Annotated in this window: 31 protein-coding genes and 1 tRNA gene; 25 read left to right on the top strand and 7 right to left on the bottom strand. The window is 65.4% G+C overall.

The window, feature by feature from the left end; genetic code table 11:
• Positions 1–15 precede the first annotated feature (15 nt).
• From rbfA to ABWP22_RS13640, 5 genes are read right to left on the bottom strand one after another with little or no spacing between them, the layout of a single operon-like run.
• Positions 16–474: a 30S ribosome-binding factor RbfA gene (gene rbfA / locus ABWP22_RS13660; protein ID WP_353200534.1), complete on the bottom strand. Its 459-nt coding sequence runs from the start codon at positions 472–474 to the stop codon at positions 16–18.
• A gap of 42 nt (positions 475–516) precedes the next feature.
• On the bottom strand, positions 517–3,384 hold the full coding sequence (gene infB, locus ABWP22_RS13655; RefSeq protein WP_353200533.1) for a translation initiation factor IF-2: 2,868 nt from the start codon (positions 3,382–3,384) through the stop codon (positions 517–519).
• A gap of 8 nt (positions 3,385–3,392) precedes the next feature.
• Positions 3,393–4,145 carry a DUF448 domain-containing protein gene (locus ABWP22_RS13650; RefSeq protein WP_353200532.1) on the bottom strand — a complete coding sequence of 251 codons (753 nt, stop codon included), beginning with the start codon at positions 4,143–4,145 and terminating at the stop codon, positions 3,393–3,395.
• Entirely contained in the window at positions 4,132–5,706 is a 1,575-nt protein-coding gene (nusA, locus tag ABWP22_RS13645; protein ID WP_353200531.1) for a transcription termination factor NusA, read from the bottom strand. Before nusA ends, ABWP22_RS13650 begins: the two co-directional genes overlap by 14 nt.
• Position 5,707: 1 nt before the next feature.
• Positions 5,708–6,292 carry an LSm family protein gene (locus ABWP22_RS13640; protein WP_353200530.1) on the bottom strand — a complete coding sequence of 195 codons (585 nt, stop codon included), beginning with the start codon at positions 6,290–6,292 and terminating at the stop codon, positions 5,708–5,710.
• Between the two features lie 285 nt (positions 6,293–6,577).
• On the opposite strand from ABWP22_RS13640, the gene ABWP22_RS13635 reads away from it, so the two are divergent.
• Both ABWP22_RS13635 and ABWP22_RS13630 read left to right on the top strand, forming a co-directional pair.
• Positions 6,578–7,477 carry a PEPxxWA-CTERM sorting domain-containing protein gene (locus ABWP22_RS13635; protein ID WP_353200529.1) on the top strand — a complete coding sequence of 300 codons (900 nt, stop codon included), beginning with the start codon at positions 6,578–6,580 and terminating at the stop codon, positions 7,475–7,477.
• 82 nt (positions 7,478–7,559) lie between these two features.
• Positions 7,560–8,144, top strand: coding sequence for a urate hydroxylase PuuD (locus tag ABWP22_RS13630; protein ID WP_353200528.1), 585 nt, complete (start codon positions 7,560–7,562; stop codon positions 8,142–8,144).
• A 59-nt stretch (positions 8,145–8,203) separates the two neighbouring features.
• On the opposite strand, the gene ABWP22_RS13625 is transcribed toward ABWP22_RS13630, so the two are convergent.
• Positions 8,204–8,563: a hypothetical protein gene (locus tag ABWP22_RS13625; RefSeq protein WP_353200527.1), complete on the bottom strand. Its 360-nt coding sequence runs from the start codon at positions 8,561–8,563 to the stop codon at positions 8,204–8,206.
• Positions 8,564–8,748: 185 nt separating this feature from the next.
• On the opposite strand from ABWP22_RS13625, the gene rplU reads away from it, so the two are divergent.
• From rplU to ABWP22_RS13555, 14 genes are all read left to right on the top strand, one after another.
• Positions 8,749–9,036: a 50S ribosomal protein L21 gene (rplU, locus tag ABWP22_RS13620; RefSeq protein ID WP_353200526.1), complete on the top strand. Its 288-nt coding sequence runs from the start codon at positions 8,749–8,751 to the stop codon at positions 9,034–9,036.
• Positions 9,037–9,048: 12 nt separating this feature from the next.
• Positions 9,049–9,324, top strand: a complete 276-nt coding sequence (gene rpmA, locus ABWP22_RS13615) for a 50S ribosomal protein L27 (protein ID WP_353200525.1) — start codon at positions 9,049–9,051, stop codon at positions 9,322–9,324.
• 74 nt (positions 9,325–9,398) lie between these two features.
• Positions 9,399–10,436, top strand: coding sequence for a GTPase ObgE (gene obgE / locus ABWP22_RS13610; RefSeq protein WP_353200524.1), 1,038 nt, complete (start codon positions 9,399–9,401; stop codon positions 10,434–10,436).
• Positions 10,437–10,602: 166 nt separating this feature from the next.
• A complete protein-coding gene (gene proB, locus ABWP22_RS13605; RefSeq protein ID WP_353200523.1) occupies positions 10,603–11,730 on the top strand; it encodes a glutamate 5-kinase in 1,128 nt (375 codons plus the stop codon).
• Positions 11,731–11,732: 2 nt separating this feature from the next.
• Positions 11,733–12,968 carry a glutamate-5-semialdehyde dehydrogenase gene (locus ABWP22_RS13600; protein ID WP_353200522.1) on the top strand — a complete coding sequence of 412 codons (1,236 nt, stop codon included), beginning with the start codon at positions 11,733–11,735 and terminating at the stop codon, positions 12,966–12,968.
• A gap of 17 nt (positions 12,969–12,985) precedes the next feature.
• The gene (locus ABWP22_RS13595) at positions 12,986–13,234 is read left to right on the top strand and encodes a hypothetical protein (RefSeq protein ID WP_353200521.1); all 249 of its coding nucleotides are present in this window, start codon (positions 12,986–12,988) and stop codon (positions 13,232–13,234) included.
• The gene (locus ABWP22_RS13590; protein ID WP_353200520.1) at positions 13,222–13,497 is read left to right on the top strand and encodes a type II toxin-antitoxin system RelE/ParE family toxin; all 276 of its coding nucleotides are present in this window, start codon (positions 13,222–13,224) and stop codon (positions 13,495–13,497) included. Before ABWP22_RS13595 ends, ABWP22_RS13590 begins: the two co-directional genes overlap by 13 nt.
• Positions 13,497–14,078: a nicotinate-nucleotide adenylyltransferase gene (locus ABWP22_RS13585; RefSeq protein ID WP_353200519.1), complete on the top strand. Its 582-nt coding sequence runs from the start codon at positions 13,497–13,499 to the stop codon at positions 14,076–14,078. Before ABWP22_RS13590 ends, ABWP22_RS13585 begins: the two co-directional genes overlap by 1 nt.
• Positions 14,075–14,464 carry a ribosome silencing factor gene (gene rsfS / locus ABWP22_RS13580; RefSeq protein ID WP_502951131.1) on the top strand — a complete coding sequence of 130 codons (390 nt, stop codon included), beginning with the start codon at positions 14,075–14,077 and terminating at the stop codon, positions 14,462–14,464. Before ABWP22_RS13585 ends, rsfS begins: the two co-directional genes overlap by 4 nt.
• Entirely contained in the window at positions 14,465–14,878 is a 414-nt protein-coding gene (locus tag ABWP22_RS13575; RefSeq protein ID WP_353200518.1) for a 23S rRNA (pseudouridine(1915)-N(3))-methyltransferase RlmH, read from the top strand.
• Positions 14,879–14,956: 78 nt separating this feature from the next.
• The gene (locus ABWP22_RS13570; RefSeq protein ID WP_353200517.1) at positions 14,957–16,315 is read left to right on the top strand and encodes a S41 family peptidase; all 1,359 of its coding nucleotides are present in this window, start codon (positions 14,957–14,959) and stop codon (positions 16,313–16,315) included.
• 128 nt (positions 16,316–16,443) lie between these two features.
• Positions 16,444–17,025 carry a YqaA family protein gene (locus ABWP22_RS13565; RefSeq protein WP_353200617.1) on the top strand — a complete coding sequence of 194 codons (582 nt, stop codon included), beginning with the start codon at positions 16,444–16,446 and terminating at the stop codon, positions 17,023–17,025.
• A complete protein-coding gene (locus tag ABWP22_RS13560; protein WP_353200516.1) occupies positions 17,015–17,536 on the top strand; it encodes a disulfide bond formation protein B in 522 nt (173 codons plus the stop codon). The genes ABWP22_RS13565 and ABWP22_RS13560 overlap by 11 nt, the downstream gene beginning before the upstream one ends.
• A complete protein-coding gene (locus ABWP22_RS13555) occupies positions 17,509–18,066 on the top strand; it encodes a demethoxyubiquinone hydroxylase family protein (RefSeq protein ID WP_353200515.1) in 558 nt (185 codons plus the stop codon). Before ABWP22_RS13560 ends, ABWP22_RS13555 begins: the two co-directional genes overlap by 28 nt.
• 303 nt (positions 18,067–18,369) lie before the next feature.
• Here ABWP22_RS13555 and hspQ read toward each other — a convergent pair whose 3' ends face one another.
• Positions 18,370–18,714 carry a heat shock protein HspQ gene (gene hspQ / locus ABWP22_RS13550; protein WP_353200514.1) on the bottom strand — a complete coding sequence of 115 codons (345 nt, stop codon included), beginning with the start codon at positions 18,712–18,714 and terminating at the stop codon, positions 18,370–18,372.
• A 192-nt stretch (positions 18,715–18,906) separates the two neighbouring features.
• Between hspQ and ABWP22_RS13545 the strand changes: the two genes are divergently transcribed.
• The 9 genes from ABWP22_RS13545 to ABWP22_RS13505 all read left to right on the top strand — a co-directional run.
• Positions 18,907–18,996, top strand: a tRNA-Ser gene (locus tag ABWP22_RS13545).
• A 159-nt stretch (positions 18,997–19,155) separates the two neighbouring features.
• Entirely contained in the window at positions 19,156–20,388 is a 1,233-nt protein-coding gene (locus tag ABWP22_RS13540) for a tyrosine-type recombinase/integrase (RefSeq protein ID WP_353200513.1), read from the top strand.
• On the top strand, positions 20,385–20,987 hold the full coding sequence (locus ABWP22_RS13535; RefSeq protein ID WP_353200512.1) for a hypothetical protein: 603 nt from the start codon (positions 20,385–20,387) through the stop codon (positions 20,985–20,987). The genes ABWP22_RS13540 and ABWP22_RS13535 overlap by 4 nt, the downstream gene beginning before the upstream one ends.
• A 63-nt stretch (positions 20,988–21,050) precedes the next feature.
• Positions 21,051–21,251: a helix-turn-helix domain-containing protein gene (locus ABWP22_RS13530; protein WP_353200511.1), complete on the top strand. Its 201-nt coding sequence runs from the start codon at positions 21,051–21,053 to the stop codon at positions 21,249–21,251.
• Complete coding sequence (locus tag ABWP22_RS13525; RefSeq protein ID WP_353200510.1) at positions 21,248–21,457, top strand: hypothetical protein; 210 nt, start codon at positions 21,248–21,250, stop codon at positions 21,455–21,457. Before ABWP22_RS13530 ends, ABWP22_RS13525 begins: the two co-directional genes overlap by 4 nt.
• Positions 21,454–21,810 carry a winged helix domain-containing protein gene (locus ABWP22_RS13520; RefSeq protein ID WP_353200509.1) on the top strand — a complete coding sequence of 119 codons (357 nt, stop codon included), beginning with the start codon at positions 21,454–21,456 and terminating at the stop codon, positions 21,808–21,810. The genes ABWP22_RS13525 and ABWP22_RS13520 overlap by 4 nt, the downstream gene beginning before the upstream one ends.
• A complete protein-coding gene (locus ABWP22_RS13515; RefSeq protein ID WP_353200508.1) occupies positions 21,807–22,046 on the top strand; it encodes a transcriptional coactivator p15/PC4 family protein in 240 nt (79 codons plus the stop codon). Before ABWP22_RS13520 ends, ABWP22_RS13515 begins: the two co-directional genes overlap by 4 nt.
• Positions 22,047–22,286: 240 nt before the next feature.
• Positions 22,287–22,898, top strand: coding sequence for a hypothetical protein (locus ABWP22_RS13510; protein ID WP_353200507.1), 612 nt, complete (start codon positions 22,287–22,289; stop codon positions 22,896–22,898).
• Positions 22,899–23,296: 398 nt separating this feature from the next.
• The coding region (locus ABWP22_RS13505; RefSeq protein ID WP_353200506.1) for a hypothetical protein at positions 23,297–23,552 on the top strand (256 nt) is incomplete at its 3' end.

Genomic DNA, 23,552 nt, shown 5'->3' with positions numbered 1-23,552 from the left:
AAAGCAACTGGTGCCTCAATCCTCATCCTCGATGCCGTCGGCCAGGTTTTTCCATGGGCGCGGCGCCGTGGTGGGCAGCGGCGGCAGATCGCGGGCGATGTCCGGGCGTTTCAGCACGGCATCGATGCGGGCGCCGGCGTCAAAGCTTTCGTCGCGGCGGAAGCTCAGGTCGGGCGTGTATTTCGTCGCCAGCCGCTTGGCGACTTCGCCGCGCAGCCAGCCGCGGTGCTGGCCGAGCGCTTTGACCACCGCGTCGTCATCGCCGTTGGAGGCCTTCACGAACACGATGGCGTGGCGCAGATCGGGGGTGACGCGCACTTCCGATACCGAAATGATGGTGCGGGTGATCACCTCGTCGCGCAGATCGCCGCGCGCGACGATTTCGGCCAGCGCATGGCGCACCTGTTCGCCGATGCGCTGCAGGCGGATCGGGCGGCCCTTGGGATCGGCGGCTGGTGGTGTGGGCTTGGGCATCGGCAAAATCCTCCCCCTCCCGCACGCGGGAGGGGGTGAGAATTACAAGGTCCGCTCTTTCATCTCGACTTCATAAGTCTCGATGATGTCGCCCACCTTCACATCCGACGAATCGGCCAGCGTGATGCCGCATTCCAGCCCCACCTTCACCTCTGGCACATCTTCCTTGAAGCGGCGCAGCGAGGCGATGAAACCGGTGTAGATGATGACATCGTCGCGCATGACGCGGGCACGCAGGGCCTTCTTGATATAGCCTTCGGTGACCCGCAGGCCGGCCGCCTTGCCGACCTTGCCGGCCTGGAACACATCCAGCACCTGGGCGCGGCCAACGACCGTTTCAAAGGCTTCGGGGCCGAGCTGGCCCGCCATCGCCGCCTTCACGTCGTCGATCAGATCATAGATGACGTCGTAATATTTCAGCGCCACCTGATCACGCTGGGCGATCTCGCGGGCCTTGGCATTGGCGCGCACGTTGAAGCCGATCACCGGGGCGCCGCTGGCCTTGGCCAGGGTGACGTCGCTTTCGGTGATGCCGCCGGTGCTGGCGATCAGCACCTTGGCGCGGATCTGGTCGCTGCCGATCTTGTTCACCGCGCCGGCGATGGCTTCGGCAGACCCTTGCGTGTCGGCCTTGATCACCAGCGGATATTCCTGGACCTTCTTGGCGCGCAGCACCGAGAACATGTCCTCCAGGCGCGCCGGGCCATTGGCGCCGGTGCGCTTGGCGGTGGCGAGACCGGCACGATATTCCGCGACTTCGCGGGCACGGGCTTCGTCTTCCACCACGGTGACCAGATCGCCGGCTTGCGGCACGCCGCCCAGGCCAAGCACTTCGACCGCCGCCGACGGGCCAGCCTCTTTCACCTGCACACCCTTGTCGTCGGTGAGCGCACGCACGCGGCCCCATTCCTGGCCCATCACGAAGATGTCGCCGCGCTTCAGGGTGCCGCGCCCGATCAGCACGGTGGCCAGCGGGCCCTTGCCCTTGTCCAGGCGGGCTTCGATCACGGTGCCTTCAGCGGATCGGCCGGGATTGGCGCGCAGATCCAGCACTTCGGCTTGCAGCAGGATCTTCTCCAGCAACTCGTCGAGGCCGGTCTTCTGGGTAGCGGAAATTTCCGCGTCCATCACGTCGCCGCCCATTTCTTCCACCTGCACATCCTGTTGCAGCAGGGCGGTGCGGATGCGGCTGGCATCGGCGCCGGCCTTGTCCATCTTGTTGATGGCCACGATCATCGGCACGCCGGCCGCCTTGGTGTGCTGGATGGCTTCGATGGTCTGCGGCATGATCCCGTCATCCCAGGCCACGACCAGCACGACGATATCGGTCACGCCGGCGCCGCGGGCGCGCATCTGGGTGAAGGCTTCGTGGCCGGGCGTGTCGAGGAAGGTGATCTTCTGCTTGTCCTTGGTGACGATCTGATAGGCACCGATCTGCTGGGTGATGCCGCCGGCTTCGCCCTTCACCACATTCGATCCACGCAGCGCATCGAGCAGGCTGGTCTTGCCGTGATCGACATGGCCCATGATGGTCACCACGGGCGGACGCGGGCTCATGTCCTCTTCAACGTCGGCCGCGCCAACCATGCCCTTTTCGACATCGCTTTCGGAAACGCGGATGATGTTGTGGCCGAATTCGGTCAGCACCAGTTCGGCGGTGTCCTGATCGATTTCCTCCAGCGCCGCCGTCGGCACGCCCAGCCGGGCGAGCAGGCGCACGACATTGTTGGTGCGTTCGGCCATGCGGTTGGCGAGTTCCTGCACGGTGATCGTGTCGGGCACGGTCACATCGCGCACCTGCTTGGCCTGGCTGCCCAGCCGGCCGCGTTCCTTTTCGCGGGCGCGGCGCAGCGCCGCCAGGCTGCGGACACGGGTGTTGCCTTCATCGTCCAGCGCGCGCGTGACGGTCAGCTTGCCGGATTTGCGGCGATCATCGGCGCCCTTGACCAGGCGCTGCGGCTTGGGCGCTTCGGGCTTGCGGCCCGGAATGATGCGCACGCGCATGCTGTCGTCGTCATCTTCCATCGCGCCGGCCGGGATCACCATGCCATCGGCATCGGTTTCCGGCACCGGATCGGGGCGGGTGGCGAGTTCCTCGGCGGCAAGCCGCTTTTCATCCAGGCGGCGGCGATCTTCCTCCTCGCGAGCGGCGCGCTCCTGCTCTTCGCGGATGCGCACCTCTTCCATCAGGCGCAGCCGGTCTTCCTCGGCCTGGCGCTGATAGAGCGCGGCCATTTCGCCCGGAGTCATGCGGCCACGCTGCGGCGCGCCGGTCTGCTGTGGCGGGCGCATGCCGGGGCGCTGTCCGGCGCCGGCTTGTGGCGGGCGGCCGGTCTGGCCGGGACGCGGCTGCGGTGGCGGGGCCGGGCGCGCGACCGGTGCCGTGGCAGCCGGCTTCGGCGGCGGCACGGGTTCCGGTGCCTTGGCCTCCGCCGACGGCGCGGTTTGCGGTGCCGGCGTTTCGGGGGCCTTGGCTTCGGTGGCCGGTGCGTCCGCAGTTGGCGCGTCCGGTGTCGGTGCTTCAGGGGTCGGCACGTCGCGCGCCGGCGCCGGCACGCGCTCGACCGGGCGGAAGGTGACCGGCGGCGGCATTGTCGGGCGCGGCGGGGCCGGCTCCGGTGCGCGGGTGGTGACGGGCGGCGGTGCAGGTTCCGGTGCCGGCGGTGTCACCGGCTGGGGCGCGCGCGCCACCGGCGGCGCGGCGACGGGGGCAGGTGGCGGTGCAGCCGCAACCGGCTCCGGCGCGGGGGCATCGCCGGGGCGATGCAGCACGCGCGTGCGCTTCACTTCCACGACCACCTGTTTGGTGCGGCCATGGCTGAATTGCTGCTTCACCTTGCCGACCTCGACCGACTTGTTGAGGCCGAGGGGGGCACGCATGCCAAGCTTGGGTTTGTTGTCGTCACTCATTGTCGCGCCTAATGCCTCTCAAGGGCGTCTGCCGCAACCTCTGTTGCGCCGCCCGTCTGTTCAAACTCAGTCTCTGTTTCGGTTCCGGTATCGCGTTCGGGCTGGGCAAAGCCCGCCCAGCGATCGATATCAGCCAGCACCCGCGCTGCCGCCGCCGGGTCGGTGAGCGCGGCATGCACCGCATTGTCGCGGCCCAGCGCTGCCGACAAGGCGTCGCGGGGGATCGGCAAGCGGCGTTGGGCGATATCGACGCCCAGTGATTCGCCCACCGCCCGCGCCATGCCATCCAGCCGGTCGGCCCCATCGGGGCGGGCATCGCCAGCGTGCAGCACCAGCCACACCTTGCCGGCGCGCAGCGCCTCGCGCACCCGTTCCTCGCCGATGATCAGGTTGCCGGCACGCTTTTCCAGCCCCAGCCGCGCCAGCAGGCGTTGCCGCAGGCTGACTTCGATGCGCAGCCCCAGATCGTCGGGGAATGTGAAGCTGTTGGCCTTGAACGCGCGCGCCAACGCCCCGCGCAGGCGGCCGCGCGCCGCCACGCTGTCGAACAGGCTGCGATCCGCGCTGATCCAGGCACCACGGCCCGGCAGCCGTTCCGACCAGTCGGCGGCGACCTGGCCATCGGGCCCCAGCGCCAGCCGGATCAGGTGCGCGCGCGGCGCAGCTTCGCCGGTCAGGATGCAGCGGCGTTCGCTGCTCCCTTTGCGGTGCGCTTCATCGGCAGCCGGCGGTTCCGGCGTCAGGCGATCATTGGCTTCCATCCGCTGATGCGTCCTCCTCATCAGCAAACCAGTGTGCCCGCGCGGCCATGATGATGCGGTTGCCATCATCTTCGGACAGGCCGAATTCCTTGAGGATGCCGCTGCGGCCGACCAGTTCATCAGAGGCCAGGTCGCCCAGATCATCGAGGGTGCGGATATTCTTCTTGCCCAGCACCACCAGCATGGCCTCGGTCAGCCCTTCGATGGCGGCAACATCATCCTCGACGCCCAGCCCGCGGCGTTCTTCACGGGCGGTGGCTTCGCGGCGTTCCAGCGCTTCGATGGCGCGATTCTGCAATTCGGTGCCCAGATCCTCGTCAAAGCCTTCGATGCCGGCGATTTCGGCGAGATCGACATAAGCAACTTCTTCCAGCTCGGAGAAGCCTTCGGCGACCAGCAGCTGCGCCAACGTCTCATCGACGTCCAGTTCGGTCTGGAACAGTTCGGACTTCTCGACGAATTCCTTCTGCCGGCGCTCGCTTTCATCGGCTTCGGTCATGATGTCGATCTGCTTGCCGGTCAGCGCGCTGGCCAGACGGACATTCTGGCCGCGACGGCCGATGGCCAGGCTCAACTGATCGTCGGGCACCACCACATCGATGCGATTGTCTTCTTCGTCCAGCACGACCTTGGCGACTTCGGCCGGCTGCAGTGCGTTGACGACGAAGGTGGCGGTATCGGCTGACCAGGGGATGATGTCGATCTTTTCGCCCTGCAATTCCTGCACCACGGCCTGCACGCGGCTGCCCTTCATGCCGACGCAGGCGCCAACCGGATCGATGCTGCTGTCGCGGCTGATCACGCCGATCTTGGCGCGGCTGCCCGGATCGCGGGCGACGGCCTTGATCTCGATGATGCCGTCATAGATTTCCGGCACTTCCTGGGCGAACAGCTTCTTCATGAAATCGCCGTGCGCGCGGGACAGGAAAATCTGCGGGCCGCGCGGTTCGCGGCGCACACTGGCGATCAGGCTGCGCACCCGGTCACCGGGCTTCAGCACTTCGCGCGGGATCTGCTGGTCGCGGCGGATCACGCCTTCGGCCTTGCCCAGATCGACGACGACATGGCCGAATTCGGCGCGCTTGACGACGCCGGTGATGATCTCGCCCTGGCGGTCCTTGAACTCTTCATACTGGCGGTCGCGCTCGGCATCGCGCACCTTCTGCACGATCACCTGCTTGGCGCCCTGGGCGGCGATGCGGCCGAATTCCACCGGCGGCAGCGGATCGACGACATAGCTGCCGATTTCGGCCGACTTGTCTTTCTTCAGCGCGTCCTTCAGGCTGACCTGCTTGAAGAAATCTTCGGGTTCCTCAACCACTTCCAGCACGCGCCACAGCCGGGTTTCGCCGGATTTCGGGTCGATCTTGGCGCGAATGTCGTTTTCGGCACCATAGCGCGCGCGGGCGGCGCGCTGGATGGCGTCCTCCATGGCTTCGATCACGATGCCGCGGTCGATGCTCTTCTCCCGCGCCACCGCATCGGCAATGGCGAGCAGTTCGGCGCGATTGGCCGTCAGGGATGTGGCATGAGCATTGTTGGGGTTGGGGGCAAGGGCCATTTCAGTCCTCCGAAAGATCGTGGTCGGGGGTTTCGTTGTCATTGTCGGCGGCAGCACCGCTTTCGATGATTTCGTCGGCGCCGGTGGTGTCCAGCGGGCGGGTGGCGGCAATCAGCCGGTCGGTCAGCACCAGCTTGGCCGCGCGGATATTGGCCATGGGCAGGCGCAACTGCTGCCCGGTCTTGCCGGTGATCAGCACGTCGTCGCCGTCCAGCGCGGTGATGTCGCCGTGGGCACGGGCGCGGCCGTCCACCATCGGCTCCAGCTTCATGCGGGCTTCGTGGCCGATCCAGTTCTGCCAGTCGATGGCGCGGGTCAGCGGCCGGTCGATGCCAGGGGAGGAGACTTCCAGCGCATATTCGGACGGAATCGGATCGGATTCTTCCAGCGGCAGATCGAGCGCACGGGACAGCGCGGCACATTGATCGAGCGTCAACTGGCCGGTCGCCTTGTCTTCGGCCATCACCTGCAGCGTCAGCGCGCCCGGCTGGCCCGAAAGCTGGATGCGCACCAGTTCCAGGCCCATCGCTGCCACCACGGGCGCGATGATGCTGGACAGGCGGGCATCAAGATCGGTCTGGGACAAAATCTGGCGTCTCCGGTTGGTGGTCTTGGCAGGGAAAGCGGTCTGGCGCCGCGCAGCGGGGCCGCGCAGCCTGCAAACCATCAGCCATGCAGGAACAAGGCCGCCTATACGCCAGCGGTGGCCATGCAGCAAGCATCCTGTCGTGCGCCGCGCCAGCATCGGCACAAGGATGTTTTTCCGCTTAACAAAGCCTATCGAATAGGCTAACGAAAGCTGCAATTAACTCTAAATTAACGTTCTTGGAGTGCGATCGACATGCGTGCCGTTCAGATTCTTCTCGTGCCGATGCTCGTGGGACTGGCTGGGGTCGATCAGGCCGCGGCGGTCGCCGTTGCTGTCAACAAGCCCAGCTTCCAGGTCACCAGCATCGGCAATCTGGTGATGGGGGCGAAATATCGCGTGTCGCCGACCAATTTCGACCTTTCGCTGGATTCGGGCGGCGGCACGCAGGGCTTCAACACCATCAGTACGAATGTCGGCAATCTGGCCTCCTTGCACAACGTCACCTTCGACTTCAGCCTGCGCAATATTGCCGGGCAGGGCATCGTGTTCAGCCTGACCAGCCCGTCCAATGTGGTGCGTTCGGCGGCGTGGGGCAGTTTTTCGCCAGAATTGACGCCAACACCCACCGTGGCCGCTGCGCAGTTGCAGGCCGCCGCGGCAACCGGGCAGACGGTGGGCACCTTGCTCAGCCCCGGCCAATTGCCGATGAACGCCTTGCATCTGGAGGTATCGAGCCGGATCCGGCCCAACCCCAATGCCACCTACAATCCGGTGGTCAGCCTGTCTGATGTCGCCTTTGTCGCGACGGGCGTTTCCACCTATGGCCACACCATCGCATCCCAGACCGTCACGTCGACCACCAACCTGGTCAATGCCAATTTCAACGAGGTCGGCCCCGGCTTTGCCTCGCAATGGCTGGTGACCAATGGCGATTTCTGGGATTTCGATTGGACGCTGTCGGGCAAGGTGAATGCCCAGATCAACAATATCACGTTTTTCAACGGCGCGACCAACATCGGCAACATCGACGAATTCGTGAAGTTCGGCGTGTCCGGCAAGCAGGTGTCGTTCACCGGCGCCATCCCGGAACCGGCGAGTTGGGCGATGCTGATCGTCGGGTTCGGCCTGGTGGGTGCGGCGATGCGTCGTCATCGTGGCGGGCCGTGGCGGGCATTTGCCTGACCGATCCAGCCATCGCCGCCCTTAACAAGCGCGTTTCCGTTGCCTATAGGCGGCAGCGGAAACAACTTTCGGGGCATCAATCATGGCTGCAATTCTCGGCAAACTGTCCAACGCGCTGCTCATCGGCCTTCTGGCCATGGTCGGCGTCATCATGGCCTTTCATGGCGGGCTGATCGCAGCCGATCCGGGCGGTTGGGTGTTGGGCTTCCTGCGGGTGATCCACGTCTGGGCCGGCATCCTGTGGATCGGCCTCCTCTATTATTTCAATTTCGTGCAGATCCCGACGATGCCGACCGTGCCGGCCGAACTCAAGCCTGGCGTGACCAAGTATATCGCTCCCAAGGCGTTGCTCTATTTCCGCCACGGCTCGCTGCTCACCGTGCTGGCCGGCATCGGCCTGTCCGGCGCGAATCTGGTGGATGCGCTCACCTTTGCCGAAGGGCAGCGCGTGATCGGCCTGGGCATGTGGCTGGGCCTGATCATGGCCTTCAACGTGTGGTTCCTGATCTGGCCGAATCAGAAGATCGCGCTGGGCATCGTGGATGGCACGCCGGAGCAGAAGGCCAAGGCCGGCACCACGGCGATGATCTTCTCGCGCACCAACTTCCTGCTGTCGTTCCCCATGCTCTATTGCATGATTGCGCAGCACGCGATCGGTACGGTCTGATCACAGCGGCAGCGACATGATGGGCCGGCCTGCGCACAGCGGGCCGGCCCTTTTCACGATCAAACCGTGCGCGCAGGGCCGCCGATGCCGGTGGCCGGCGCGCAATCGGGAAATTCGGCATAGCTCGCCTTGCGACCGTTGCGGCTGATCCAGATGCGCAGGGAGGCCAGTTCCGGGCATGCCTTGAAGCGCCAGCGAAATTCCCAGCCATCGGCCCATTGCCGGCCTTCGCGCACTGCAAACTCGCTGCTCGGCAGGCCGGATCGCCGATGATATTCGCGTGCCAGCCGATCGGCGCGTGCCGCGGCGGCCGGCGCATCGATATCGGGATCATACAGGCCCAGCGCCAGCGATCCGCCGGCCAGGGCAGCGATGATGATGAGCAGGATGCGGCGACGGGTCACCGAGCGCTTCTGCATCAAGCCGCCCGGCGGCAAAAGGGGGAAGCGCGGGGCGCGTCCATCATGCACAAACCCCCTGCGGTTTGTGGCAACCGCGTTGACAAGCCTCAGGCCATCCATTACCTGCCCGCCTTCGCATGCGCCGGGGTCTCCCGATTCTGGCCGCATGTTCCGTTTTGAACCATATATCTAAGGTTGAAGTGATGTTCGCAGTGGTGCGCACCGGCGGCAAGCAATACCGGGTCGCCGACGGTGACAAGATCATCGTCGAGAAAATCGATGGGGATGCCGGCGCTGCCGTCAATCTCGAAACCCTGATGACCGGCGAAGGTGCCGCGCTCACCATGGGCGGCAACGTCACCGCCGAAATCGTCGCCCAGACGAAGGGTGACAAGGTGATCATCTTCAAGAAGAAGCGTCGCCACAATTATCGCCGCAAGAACGGTCATCGTCAGCAGCTGACGGTGCTGAAGATCACGTCGGTCGCGTAAGGACATTAACCCATGGCTCACAAGAAAGCAGGCGGCTCGTCCAGGAACGGCCGTGATTCGGAAAGCAAGCGCCTTGGCGTGAAGCGCTTCGGCGGCCAGGCGGTCAACGCCGGCACCATCATCATCCGCCAGCGCGGTACCCCCACCCATGCCGGCCGCAATGTCGGCGTCGGCAAGGATCACACACTCTATGCACTGAGCACCGGCACCGTGGAATTCCACACCGGCAAGCTTGGCCGCAAATATGTGTCGGTCAATCCGGTGGCGGAACCGCTCGCGGCTGAATAAGCCCGGCATCCCGCTGATTTGACAAAGGGGAGCTGGGCGACCGGCTCCCCTTTTGTTTTGGAAATTCCCGCAAAATGCAGTTTCTCGATCAGGCCAAGATCTTCCTCGCATCCGGCGCCGGTGGCGACGGTGCGGTGTCGTTCCGCCGCGAGAAGTTCGTCGAATATGGCGGCCCCGATGGCGGCGATGGCGGCAAGGGCGGCGACATCATCTTCGAATGTGTCGATGGCCTCAACACGCTGATCGATTTCCGTTATTCGCAGCATTTCAAGGCCAAGCGCGGCGAACATGGCATGGGCCGCAACCGCACCGGTGCCGGCGGCGGCGATCTGCTGATCAAGGTGCCGGTGGGCACGCAGATCCTGGCCGACGATGAGGAACGCACCCTGATCGTCGACATGACCAGCGCAGGCCAGCGTGCCATCCTGCTGAAGGGCGGTGACGGCGGCAAAGGCAATGATCATTACAAGACCAGCACCAACCGCGCGCCGCGCCAGTTCCAGCCGGGCTTCCCGGGCCGCGACATGTGGATCTGGCTGCGGTTGAAGCTGCTCGCCGATGTCGGTCTGGTCGGGCAGCCCAATGTCGGCAAATCCAGCCTGATCAACGCGATTTCCAACACCAAGGCCAAGGTCGGCAACTATGCCTTCACCACGCTGAAACCGCAGCTTGGGGTCGTGGCCCACAAGGGGCAGGAACTGGTGATGGCCGATATTCCGGGGCTGATCGCCGGCGCTGCCGATGGCGTCGGCATCGGTGATCGGTTCCTCGGCCATATCGAACGCTGCCGCGTGCTGCTGCATATCGTGGATGCCAGCCTGCCCGGCCCGGTGGCGCAGTGGCAAACCGTGCGCGAGGAACTCGGCGCCTATGGCGGCGGCCTCGATCGCAAGCCGGAGATCTTGGCGCTGTCCAAGATCGATCTGGTCAGCCCCCAGGCGCTGGCCGCCAAGAAGCGCGCGCTGGAACAGGCCAGCGGCGCGCCGGTGTTCTGCATGAGCGCGGTGACGCGCCAAGGCGTGGATGCGGTGCTGGACAAGTTGATGGAGATCGCCGGCCGATCGCAGGCGACGCGCACGACGGGCGGAGATCGGCCGTGGTCACCGCTGTAACGGCCGGATGTGGGGCGCGCGCCCTCACGACACGCACCCAGTCACGCTGGCGCAGGCCAGCATCCCCTATGGGGCGCGTGCCCGTGTCGGCACAGCAGGGCCTGGCGGCGCGCTGGATGCTGGCCTGCACCAGCAGGGCCGGGGAATATCGGAGAGGGGAGTCTGCATGACGCCTGCCGCCGCCTTCGATCCCGCCCTATGCCCGCGATTGGTGGTGAAGATCGGTTCGGCGCTGCTGGTCGATAGCGCCGGCGCGGTGCGCAGCGACTGGTTGGCCGGCGTCGTCGCCGATATTGCCGAGCGTCGCAGCCAGGGCCAGCAGATCGTCCTTGTTTCCTCAGGCGCCATCGCGCTGGGCGCGCGGCGGCTGGGGCTGGAGCGCGGCGGCCGGGCCAGCCTGGAGGATGCGCAGGCGGCGGCCGCGGTGGGCCAGGTGGCGCTGGCCGGCGTTTGGGAACAATTGCTGGCGGCGCGGGGCATGACGGCAGCGCAAGTGCTGCTCACCCTTGGCGATCTGGAGGATCGGCGGCGCTACCTGAATGTCGCGGCGACCATCGCGCGCCTGCTCGATCTGGGCGCGGTGCCGGTACTGAATGAAAATGACACGGTCGCGACCGCCGAAATCCGCTTTGGCGACAATGATCGGCTGGCGGCGCGCGCGGCGCAGGCGGCCGGTGCCACCGGCGTGATCCTGCTGTCGGATGTCGATGGCCTCTACACCGCCAACCCCGCCAGCGATGCCAGCGCCACGCGCATCCCGGTGGTGAAGGCGTTGACGCCAGAGGTGATGGCGATGGCGACCGGCGAGACACGGTCGGGCATGGGATCAGGCGGCATGGCGGCGAAATTGCTGGCGGCGCGCATGGCCGGTGCGGCCGGTATCGCGCTCGCCATCTGCGACGGACGGATTGATCGGCCGTTGACGCATTTTGCCAACAATGCCGGCGGCACGCTGTTCCTGCCGCCGCGCGCTGCGAAGGGCCGCAAGGCCTGGCTGGCCGGGCGCATCACCGTGGCCGGCACGATCATGGTCGATGCCGGTGCGGCGGCCGCGCTGCGGCGCGGCGCGTCGCTGCTGGCGGCGGGCGTGTGCGGGGTTGATGGCCGCTTTCGGCGCGGCGATGTGTTGGCGATCATCGGCCCGGATGGCGAATTGCTGGCGCGCGGTCTCGCCGGCTATGATGCCGATGATGCCGCCACGATCATGGGCCTGCGCAACGAAGCCCATGCTGCTGTCCTTGGCTACGCGCCGCGCGCCGCGTTGGTGCATGCCGATCATCTGGTGCTGATATGAACATGATCAACGATCTCGCCCGCGCCGCGCGCGCGGCCCTGCCGGCGCTGGCGGCCGCGCCCACCGCGCAGAAAGCGCGCGCAGTCCGCACCGCTGCTGCCGCCATCCGCGCACGCGGCACCGAATTGCTGGCGGCCAATGCCGCGGATGTCGCCGCCGCCGTCGGCCTGTCGGCGGCGCTGGTCGATCGGCTGGCGCTGGATGGGCTCCGCGTCGAAGGCATCGCCGCCGGGCTCGATACGGTCGCCGGCCTGCCCGATCCGGTCGGTGAAGTGATCGCGCGCTGGCAACGGCCGAACGGCTTGCAGTTCAGCCGGGTGCGGGTGCCCTTGGGCGTGATCGGCATCATCTATGAAAGCCGGCCTGGCGTGACGGCGGATGCCGCGGCGCTGTGCCTGATGGCCGGCAATGCCTGCCTGTTGCGCGGCGGCAGCGAGGCCGCGCGGTCAAACGCGCTGCTGCTCGATTGCATGGCCGCCGGATTGCGTGATGCCGGCTTGCCGGCAGCGGCGGTGCAGATGGTGCCGGCCGGTGATCGCGCGCTGGTGGGCCAGATGCTCGCCGCGCACGGCCTGATCGATGTGATCATCCCGCGCGGCGGCAAGGGGCTGGTGGCGCGGGTGCAGGCCGATGCACGTGTGCCGGTGCTGGCGCATCTGGATGGCATCAATCATGTCTATGTCGATGCCAGCGCCGATCCCGATGCTGCGGTGGCGGTGGTGGTCAACAGCAAGCTGCGCCGCACGGCGGTGTGTGGTTCGATGGAAACATTGCTGATCGATGCCGCCGCGCCGGCCGCGTTGAAGCAGCAGTTGGTGGCGGCGCTGCTGGATGGGACATGCGAAGTGCGCGGCGATGCGGCCGTGCAGGCGCTGGATGCGCGGGTGGTGCCGGCCGTGGCGCAGGATTGGGATACCGAATATCTCGATGCCATCGCCAGCGTGGCCGAAGTGGCCGGGGTGGACGGCGCCATCGCCCATATCGCCGCCCACGGCAGCCAGCACACCGAATGTGTGATGGCCCAGGATGAAGCCGTGGCCGAACGCTTCCTTGCGCGGGTCGACGCCGCCATCGTGCTGCACAATGCCTCCACCCAGTTCGCCGACGGCGGCGAATTCGGCTTTGGCGCGGAAATCGGCATCGCCACCGGGCGCCTGCACGCCCGCGGGCCGGTCGCGCTGGAAGGATTGACCATCTTCAAGACGCTGGTGCGCGGCACTGGCCAAGTGCGGGCGTGATGGGGTATGGTAACGGAATGGATGCTCGCCGCGCCAATTCTCCGCTTCAGGCTGCCGAACCAGCGGCATGGCCACCGGCGGTCGATGATGGCTGGACCGATACCCCGCTTACCGACGCAGAATGGAACGCCATGCCCGAGGCAGAGCGGCAGGCGATCCTTGAGGCAGAAGCCGAGCTCGACCGTGGTATCTTCGTGCCGCACGAGGAGGTCATGGCCGAACTGCGTGCCATGAAGGCGAAATTTGCGGCCAAGTGCCGATCCTGAAATGGTCTGTCCCCGCCCGGCTGGACCTGCGACGGGTCTATGCCTGGCTTGGTGACGTTGAGCCCGGTATCGCTGAGCCGGTGCTCGATGCGTTGGAAAGCCGGGCCGAATTGCTGATTGAATATCCACGCATCGGCTCACCCGTCCCCGGTGGCCGCCGCAAGTTGAATGAGCCACGCTTCGGCTATCTCATCATCTATCGGCTGCGCGGGCCGGCGGTGGAAATCCTGCGCATCCGCCACGCGCGTGAGGATTGGCGCTGATGGCGCGCATCGGCCTGTTGGGCGGCAGCTTCAACCCGGCGCATGCCGCGCATCGCCACATCAGCCTGGTGGCGATGCAGCAATTGCAACTGGATGCCGTTTGGTGGCTGGTTTCGCCGCAGAACCCGTTGAAATCGCCGGAATCCATGGCAGCGCTCGGTAGCCGCGTCGCCCGCGCCCAGCGCGAAGCGCGGCACCCGCGCATCCGCGTTACCGCGCTGGAGACGGTGCTCGGCACGCGTTATGCGGTCGATACGGTGATCGCGCTCAAACGCCGCTACCCGCAGCATCGCTTCATCTGGCTGGCCGGTGACGACATCGTCGCCGAACTGCACCGCTGGCGGCGTTGGCGGCAGTTCCTGCGTGAAATCCCGCTGGCGGTGGCGCCGCGCCCAGGCGTGACACTGATCGGCGCGCCAGCGCTCAGTTGGGCCGGCTGGTCGCCGATTCTGCCTTCGCGCTGGACGGATGCGCCGCTGCCAGCGATAATCAGGCTTCATGCCGGGCTGCGGCCAGAATCGGCAACTGCACTTCGGCGCCACGATCCCGATTGGGCCAATACAACAAGGATGCACGTTTGACCAAGACTGACCGGGTGGACGAACTCCACGCCATGATCATGCAGAGCCTGGACGATGACCAGGCCGTGGACCCCGTATCCATCCCGCTTGCCGGCAAGACCAGCATCGCCGATTACATGATCGTCGCCAGCGGCCGCAGCGGCCGGCAGGTGGCATCGATGGCCATGAAGATCGCCGAGAAGATGAAGGCCGATTTCGGCCGCAGCGCGCGCGTGCAGGGCCTGCCGACCGCCGATTGGGTGCTGATCGATTGTGGCGACATCATTGTCCATATCTTCCGCCCCGATGTGCGGGTGTTCTACAATCTGGAACGCATGTGGGGCCTCGATGATGCGCCCGCAGCGCCCGCCGCCGGCACGGCCCCGGTCATTGCCACTCCGCGCTGAGTGAAGCTGCACATCATCGCGCGCGGCCGCATCGGTCAATCGCCAGAGGCCGATCTGGTGCAGCGCTATGCGGTACGGCTGAAGGGCCGGCTGGCGATCAGCGAAATCAGCGATACGGCCGCCTGGCCTGCATTCACCGCTGGCCGCACCGTGGTGCTCGATGAACGCGGCCAGGATCTGGCCTCGGCCGATCTGGCCGCGCTGCTGGGCCGCTGGCGCGATGATGGTGCGCGCGAGGTGCGTTTCCTGATCGGGGCGGCCGATGGCCATGATGCGGCAACGCGTGGCCAGGCTGATCTGCTGCTCGGCTTTGGCCGCGCCACCTGGCCGCACATGCTGGTGCGCGCCATGCTCGCCGAACAATTGTATCGCGCGCTGTCCATCCTCGATGGTCATCCCTATCATCGCGGCTGAGCCTGAAAGGCCGCAGGGAGTGGCATTGGCCCCGGCTTCTGCTATTCTGGCCTTTCATTCAACCGAGTCATCCCCACGATGAGCCTGAGCAATAGCTGGAAGATCGCCCTGCCGGTGGCCGCCCTGATCCTGGTGCCCGGCTATGCTGCGGTGCAGGCCGCCGCCGAAACCGATACCTACAAGGAACTCGATGCCTTGATGGACGTGTTCGAACGCGTGCGGGTGATCTATGTCGACAAGGTGGACGACAAGACGCTGATCCGCGGTGCCATCACCGGCATGCTCGCCAGCCTCGATCCGCATTCGGCCTATCTCGATGGCCGGGATTACGCCAATCTGAAACAGACCACCGATGGCGAATATACCGGCCTTGGCCTCACCGTCACCTCCGAAGACGGCGCAGTGAAGGTGGTGACGCCCACCGACGATACGCCGGCCGCGCGCGCTGGCATGAAGGCCGGCGATTACATCACCCACCTGGATGACGAGCTGATCTATGGCGGTTCGCTGAACGACGCCGTGGACAAGATGCGAGGGCTGGCCGGCACCAAGATCAAGCTGACCGTGGTGCGCCAGGGCGAGACCAAGCCGCTGGAATTCACCCTCACCCGCGAGGTCGTGGTGATCCGCCCGGTGAAATGGGAAACGCGTGGGAGCGTCGGCCTGATCCGCATTTCCACCTTCAACAGCAAGACCGGCGATTCGACCCGCGCCGCAGTTGACGGCATCAAGGCCAAGCTGGGCGGCGATGTCGCCGGCTATGTCATCGATCTGCGCTCCAACCCCGGCGGCCTGCTGGATGAAGCGATCAAGGTGTCGGATGTGTTCCTGGAAGGCGGCGAGGTCGTGTCCGAACGCCGCCGTGCCAAGAATGATGTCGATCATCATTATGCCAAGCCGGGCGATGTCACCGATGGCAAACCCGTGCTGGTGCTGGTGGATGAAGGCACGGCGTCGGCGGCTGAAATCGTCGCTGGCGCGCTGCAGGATCATCGCCGTGCACTGGTGCTGGGGCAGCGCAGCTTCGGCAAGGGCAGCGTGCAGACCGTCTATCCGCTGTCCGGCGATACGGCGCTGCGCCTGACGACGGCGCGCTACTTCACGCCGTCAGGACGCAGCGTGCAGGAAAATGGCATCGAACCCGATATCCAGGTGCCGCAATTGTCCGACCCGCGCGTCGCCGATCGCAAACCGATCCGCGAAGCCGATCTGAAAAAGCATCTGATCAACGAATTGAAGGATTCCACCGACAAGTTGGTGGAGCAGGACGCCATCCCCGACCCGCGCTTTGTCGTGAAATCCGACGAGCTGAAGGCCAGGGGCGTGCTGGATTACCAGTTGGATTATGCGCTGAAACTGGTCGGCCGACTTGCACCGCCGGCGGCACCGGCCGTGCAAGTGGCCGGTGCCGGCCCGGCACGCGGCGGATCGCGCTGAATTCACGACAGGCTGCGCGGCGCATCGGTGCAACATGGCCAGATTATTGCGCGTGTCACAACTCGCCGCTAAGCGCATGACGGTCGGCGTTGCGCGTTCGCCGGCCCCGTCCAACGAAAGCCTTGCCTGTGTTGCGTCGCCTGTATGACTGGACCCTGGCCAAGGCCGCCGGCCCCGGCGCCGAACGCTGGTTGATGGGCATCAGCTTTGCCGACAGCAGCTTCTTCCCGGTGCCGCCCGACGTGATGCAGATCCCGATGTCGATCGCGCGCCCGGAACGCTCGCTGCGCTATGCCGGCCTGTCCACCGCGGCGTCGGTGGCAGGGGCCTTGCTCGGCTATGCCATTGGATCGGTGCTGTACCAGACGGTCGGCGTGCCGCTGCTGGATTTTTACGGCTATCAGGACAAGTTCGTGTCCTTCGCCGCCGACATCAAGGCCAACGGCTTCCTGTGGATGCTGGCCTTTGCCTTCCTGCCGATCCCTTACAAGGTGGCGACCATCGCCGCCGGTTCGGTGTCGCTGTCCATCCCGGTGCTGATCGCCGCCTCCATCCTGGGCCGCGGCGGCCGGTTTTTCCTGGTGGCGCTGGTGCTGCGGCGCTTTGGCGCCAAGGCGCAGGAACTGATCGACCGGTATTTCAACACGCTGGCGTTGGCGGCGACGGTGCTGTTCGTCGGCGGCTTTGTTGTGGTCCGCTATGCCTTCTGATGCGGCCGGGCGATTCAAGGCCTCTGCCGGGCCGGCCGTCCTGCTGGCCGGCAGTGCTGCGCTGCTGGCCGGGGCCTGGGGCTTCGAGATCATCGGCGGACTGATGCCGTGTGAAATGTGCTGGTGGCAGCGCTGGGCGTTGCTGGCGACGGCGTTTCTGGCCTTCGATGCGCTGTTGCTTGGCCAGTGGCAGGCGCGCCAGCCGATCTTGCGCCTGGCGGCGCTTCTGTCGGGCTGGCTGGCCCTGCTGGCGATGGCCGGCAATGCCGGCCTCGCGCTGTTTCATGTCGGGGTGGAACAGAAATGGTGGCAGGGGCTTACCCGCTGCACCGCGCCGCCGTTGGCCGGTGACATGAAATCGATGATGGCCGACATATTGGCGCAGCCACTGGTGCGCTGCGACGCCATTCCCTGGCAGATGTTCGGCATTTCCATGGCAGGATGGAATTTCCTGATCGCCCTCGTGCTTGCCGGAGTTGCCGCATGGCTGATGTTGAAACCCAGATCGTGAAGCGTCGCCTTCCCGGTGACCGCCGCCCCGATACGCGCGCGATGATCCGCGTGGATCAGGCCGGCGAAACCGGCGCGGCGCGCATCTATGCCGGGCAATTGGCCGTGATGGGCGGGCGCCACGCCATGGCCGGCGAGATCCGCCACATGGCGGGCCAGGAACAGCGGCATCTGGATGGCATGAACGGCATCATGGTCCGCCGGGGCGTGCGGCCGACCATCTTTGGGCCACTGTGGCACGTGGCCGGCTTTGCCCTTGGTGCCGGCACGGCCCTGCTGGGGCCGAAGGCGGCGATGGCTTGCACCGAAGCGGTCGAAACCGTGATCGACGAGCATTATGGCGAGCAAACCGTGGCACTGGCGGACGGCAGCGATCCGGCGCTGCGGGCGATGATCGACGATTATCGCGCCGACGAAGTCGAGCACCGCGAGGCCGCCACCGCCCACACCGGCGGCGGTGCCTTCCCGATCATGGAAGCCGTGATCCGCGCTGGCTGTCGCGCCGCGATCGCGGTGGCCAAGCGCATCTGACGCGCTAGGCCGTGAACTCATAAATTCCATGCCCCGGCACGGCCCGGAGCGGTCCGGCACGAGTGAGTGAGCGCCGTGGCGGTGGCAGAGCCACCGTCCAAGCGAAGCGAGCGCCCCAGCCGCGTTTACGCGGCGTCCGCCGCTGGGGCCGGGCCGCTCCGGGCCGCCCTTCGGGTTGCCCGCAGAAGCGAAATGGCGTCGTCGACCGGCCTTGCCGGGGGGCGAAGCCCCGCCAGCGGCCGCTCTCCTAGCCATTTCGCTTCTGCGGGCAATGACGGGGTATGGAATTTATGAGTTCACGGCCTAGTTCCGGATCTGGCTGCGCATCTGGTAACGACCGCCGACCCGGCCGGAGAACATCTGCGTCACGCCGGGATGATGCACCGGATCGCCATCCGCATCCGGCAGCAGATTCTGCTGGCTGACATAGGCGACGTAGGTCGATTCCTCGTTTTCGGCGAACAGATGATAAAATGGCTGGTTCTTGTGCGGCCTGATGGCTTCCGGAATCGATTCCCACCATTCCTCGGTGTTGTTGAACGTGGGATCGACATCGAAAATCACGCCGCGGAATGGGAACACGCGGTGGCGCACCACGTCACCGATGGTGAAGGAGGCGGTGTCGGCGGGGCTGTCGGAATCGGGCATTGGCAGCATAGGGATCCAATAAGGGACGGAAATGCCGGCAAACGCAATCCGGCATCCCGCACAATATAGGGGCGCGGCGCACGGGTTGAAGGGGCAGAGATGTCGCGCAAGCCATCGGCCACCCGAACAGGCTTGGCATCTCCGCCCCCCTCCGCTATAGGCGCCCCCCTGACCAGCCTGCGGGCGCATCACGGAGAGGTGCCGGAGTGGTCGATCGGGACGGTCTCGAAAACCGTTGTGGGTGCAAGCTCACCGTGGGTTCGAATCCCACCCTCTCCGCCAGCGCCACATTTCTGCACATCCCCAATCGACCCAAAAAGCCCTTTTCACCTAGGGGCTAACCGGCGTATGCTTCCCCCATGATGCCACGCCGTTCCCCACAATCGCACCGCTGCCGTGGTGGAAAGTGTGGGGAACGGTGTGGGGGCTGGAGCGGGTGACATGGCCGAGAAACTGTTGAAGCCGACGCAACTGGAAACGCTGCGCAAGACGCCGGGGCGGCATGCCGATGGCGGCGGGCTGTTTTTGGAGGTGCGGGAGAGCCGCGCCAGTGTGGGGGAAGACGCCAAGCCAAAGCCCAAAGCCTTCGCCGCGTCTTGGCTGGTGCGCATGCAAGCCGGCGGCAAGCGGCGGGATTTTGGGCTGGGCAGTCTCGATAAGGTGCCGCTGGCCACGGCGCGGGATAAGCGCGATGCCATCCGGGAACAATTCGCGGCGGGTATTGACCCGGTGCTGGAGCGCAAAAAGGCGGCTGGGCTGCCGACGTTCCAAAAGGTGGCGGAGCAACTGCACAAGGAACGCTTGAAGGGCTGGAGCAATGGCAAGCATCGCGACCAATGGATTGCCACGCTGCGCACCTATGCCTTTCCCAAGATGGGCGCGGTGGCGATTGATGAGGTGGAGCGCGGGCATATCCTGGATGTGTTGACGCCGATCTGGCTGGAGAAGCCGGAAACGGCGCGGCGGGTGAAGCAACGCATCGGCGCGGTGCTGGATTGGGCCTATGGCAAGGGCTGGCGCGAGGCTGAGGCTCCCACGCGGGCGCTGGCCAAGGCGCTGCCCAAGAATGACGCCGGGGCCGGGCATTTCACGGCGCTGGCCTATGCCGACATGCCGGGCTTCATGGCCGATCTGCGCAACCGGGAGGGCATGGGCGCGCTTGCGCTGGAGGCGCTGATTTTGACGGCGGCGCGTAGCGGGGAAATCCGGCTGGCCACATGGGGTGAGCTGGACTTGGACGCGGGCCTGTGGAGCATCCCGGCGGCGCGCATGAAGCGCAAGCGGGCGCATGTGGTGCCGCTCTCCAGCGCGGCGCTGGCGGCTTTCCAGCGGGCCAAGGCGCTGCGCACCGATGATGCCGATCTGGTGTTTCCGGGCCTGTCGCCCAAGAAGCCGCTTAGCGATGCCACGCTGGCGGCGGTGTTGAAGCGCATGGGGCAAGACGCGGTGCCGCATGGCTTCCGCTCCAGTTTCAAGGATTGGGCCGGAGAGGTGGGCGGCTTCCCCAATGAATTGAGCGAGGCGGCTTTGGCCCATGCCATCGCTAACAAGGCCGAGGCCGCATATAGGCGCGGTGATCTGCTGGAGCGGCGGCGGGTGATGATGGAAGCATGGGCGCGTTACTGTGACGGCGCGGCGGCTGGCGGCAACGTGGTGCCGATGGTGGCTGCGTGACAAAGCGCCAATCCCGCGATGCTTTAAAACTTTCTTGGAGTTTAGAACTTTTTCATTCGATGGCCCACAGTGCTGGCAAGTGTGAAGCCGCACTCAATGAACAGTCTCTTGCGCAAGCTTTGGATTGGGCGATTGAACAGCATCGCATCCGGCATCCGGCCCTAATGGTTGGATTTGAGGTGGTGGATGCATTGTCAATAATTGCCCACGCGCTAGACAATCCATCTTCAGAATATCGATTAGAGTTGGTGCGGAAGGGTAGGCGCTCCAAGCGTAAATCTATGCCGCAATGGGAGGCTGAGTTTGCTAATGCAGAGCAAATAGCGGTATTTGTGTGGGAGCGATTGGGCGAAGGAGTTCAGAGCAAAGCAGCCTTCGGTAAGGCGTGTGATGAATTCAATATAAGCCATGAAACCGCCTATAAGGCAGTTCGCACTACCGCTAATCGATTGATGGAGCGCCGCCGATTCCACACAGCGTCCAACGAGCGAATTGAAGGATATGGCTTGCCGCCTTTCGGCTGGAAAGTTCAACATTCAAGCGAATTCGAGAAATGGCTTGAAGGCTTTGCTGGTGCATCGCCGGAAATTGAGGGGTAGTTGGACGGCTGGGCATCGCCCGGCATCCAGCCGGGCTGCATGACCCGCTGAGGGCCATTGGCCATGCACGAGTCAATCGCAGGCTTCTACACGGTGGCGGAGTTCATCCGTCTTTTCGGTTTGCCGAGGTCAAGCCTTTACCGGCTGGTCAAACAGGGCAAGCTTCGCATCCACAAGATCGGGCGCGCATCGCGCATCGCCAAGAGTGAGGCGGCATCATGGGCGGCTGGCTTGCCGACGTTAGGCGGGGAGACGCGGCCATGATGGGCGGTCTCGAAATGGGGGGAGCCGGTGGTGCGGCTCCCGCCCAAGTCTGCGCTGAAATTGGCACTCCAGCGCCGCTTTCCTACCCCTTCACCGGCATCGCTTCAAGCGACTATGCCACGCGCATCATCGCGGCGCGGTGCCACGTTTCGCCAACCATGGCGCGCCAGATTGCCGAGATCATCGGCATGGGCGGTGCAGCATGAACGCGGCAATCTCCCATCCCCAAAGCGGTGACACGGCAATTGCCAATGCCGCTGGCCAGCCGCGCAAGCGACGGACACGCGGCGCGCCAGTGCTGAGCGCGCAAGGGCCGTTCGGCTTGTTCACCGTGACCGGGCAAACGGCGCGCGCGCTGGTGGCGCTGGTGAAGGCCGGGCCGGCGGGCGTGACGGCGCTGGAGGTCAACTCCTGGGCGTTTCGCAAAGCTGCCTACGTTCACCGGCTCCGCAAGGATAACGGGCTGGCAATCGAAACAGTGCGGGAAAAGCATGATGGGGGGTGGCACGCGCGATACGTGTTGTGCTGCCCTGTCACCTTGCTGGAGGCGGGCCAATGACCGGGCTGATTTTTGAAACGCCGGGCCGATCTGGCGAAACTTGGCGGCTTGAGGTGGTGCAGCACAATGGCCGCACCTTCGCCAATCTGCGCAAGTGGTGGCTGGATAGAGACGGTCAATGGAAGCCGACAAAGCAGGGCGCGACGTTCCCGCGTGAACGCCTATCCGATCTGCGCCGCAACATCGAAGCCTATGAAGCTGGCGACGCGCTGAGCGGGCCGGAAAACGGCTCCTGAGGCCATAACCGGGATGGGGGAGCGGTGCGATTGTGCCGCTCCCTTTTCCTTTGAGCGGCAATCTTGAAACTTACGGAAGGGGGCGCGGCAATGGCGGCTCCGAAGGCCAGCCGGGCGCGTGCATCCTTGGAGAGCGCGGGCGGCGGGCAAGCTGGCACGGTTCGTGCAAATAGAGACGTAGAACCTAAGGTGTGCGCTGAGCGTTGCCGGTGGGGTGGGGCGCGTAACAGCCGCAATCGGGTGACGGCGGCGATATCGCTGCAACAGGCGCGCGGGCTGGTGGCGGCGGCGGCGCATGCGGAGCGCATCGGATTGCCCCCAAATCGGCTGGTGACGCTGCATTGGGCCGCGCTGGGCTTGGGCGATGATCTGGCGGCGGCGGCTATCGGGCGCGTGTTGAAACTGTGGCGCGAGGCGCTGGCGGAGAGGGGCCTTCCGTTCGCGTGTGTCTGGGCGCGGGAGAATGACGACGGCGACGCCAGCAAAGGCTCCCATGTGCATATCCTGGCCCATGTGCCAGCGGCGGCGGGGCCGGGCTTCATGCGACGTTTGCGGGGCTGGGCGCGGCTTGCGGCGGGCGGGCGCATAGACCGGCGGCGCGGGCGGATTGACGGGCCGGCTTATGTCGCGGGCGCGGTCAACACGCGGCGCATCGGCGGGCGGCTGGTGGTCGCACAAGGCGTGCATGAGGCCAATCTGGCTGCGGCGCTGGGCTATCTGCTGAAAGGGGCCGATGAGGCCACGGCGGCGGCGCTGGGCCTGACACGCCGGGAGCCGGGCGGGCGCTTGACCGGCAAGCGTGTCGGCTGGAGCGAGAATATCGGGGCGAAGGCGCGGCGAAGGGTTGAATAAATATTCGGAAATCAAACGGGAGAGCGGCGCGGGTGGCCAATAAAGTATGGGGATTTATTGGGGGAGCGCGGCGGCGGCGAACCGTAAAAGAGGGCGAAATAGGCATCGGGCGTGTCTAAAATAGACGCAGATAGACAGGGCCGGGCCGGGCATGACAGGCCAGCCGGGGCGTTTTCCGTAGCGGTAACGCGGGCGCGCGCTATGTCAGACGATGCCTGAATGTTGGGGCCAGTGCATGGGGGCCAGTCAGCTCGAAACCGGGCCATGCTTCAAGGCGTTGCGGGCGTTGTGAAGGCCAACCGGCGGGCGCGGCGTTTGAATAGAATCAAGCGAAATCAAACGGGCGCTTCGGCTGGGCAACGACAAGCGGGCCTGTGTCGGGCTTCACGCGCGGGCGCATGCGCGAGGCCGGGGGGCGTGAAATCCATGCGGGTGGCGAAACCGGAAACCGTCTACCCTCCACTTCGCACGTATCCACGGTTGAAAATTCACGCCTCCCGATCTGGCAATTTCAAGGGTGCCAGCCGCAAGTGTGGGGAAAAATGTGGGGAACTGGAAAAATGGCGGCAATTTACCGTCATGCGTTGGACGGACACCCTCTCCGCCAAATTTCATTGAATTTGTTACGCTTTTTTTCGATTTTGGGATATGTTC

Origin of the sequence: Sandarakinorhabdus sp., assembly GCF_040398665.1 — a bacterium.
Classification (GTDB): Bacteria; Pseudomonadota; Alphaproteobacteria; order Sphingomonadales; family Sphingomonadaceae; genus Sandarakinorhabdus.
This window is presented reverse-complemented; position numbering and strand designations above follow the sequence as displayed.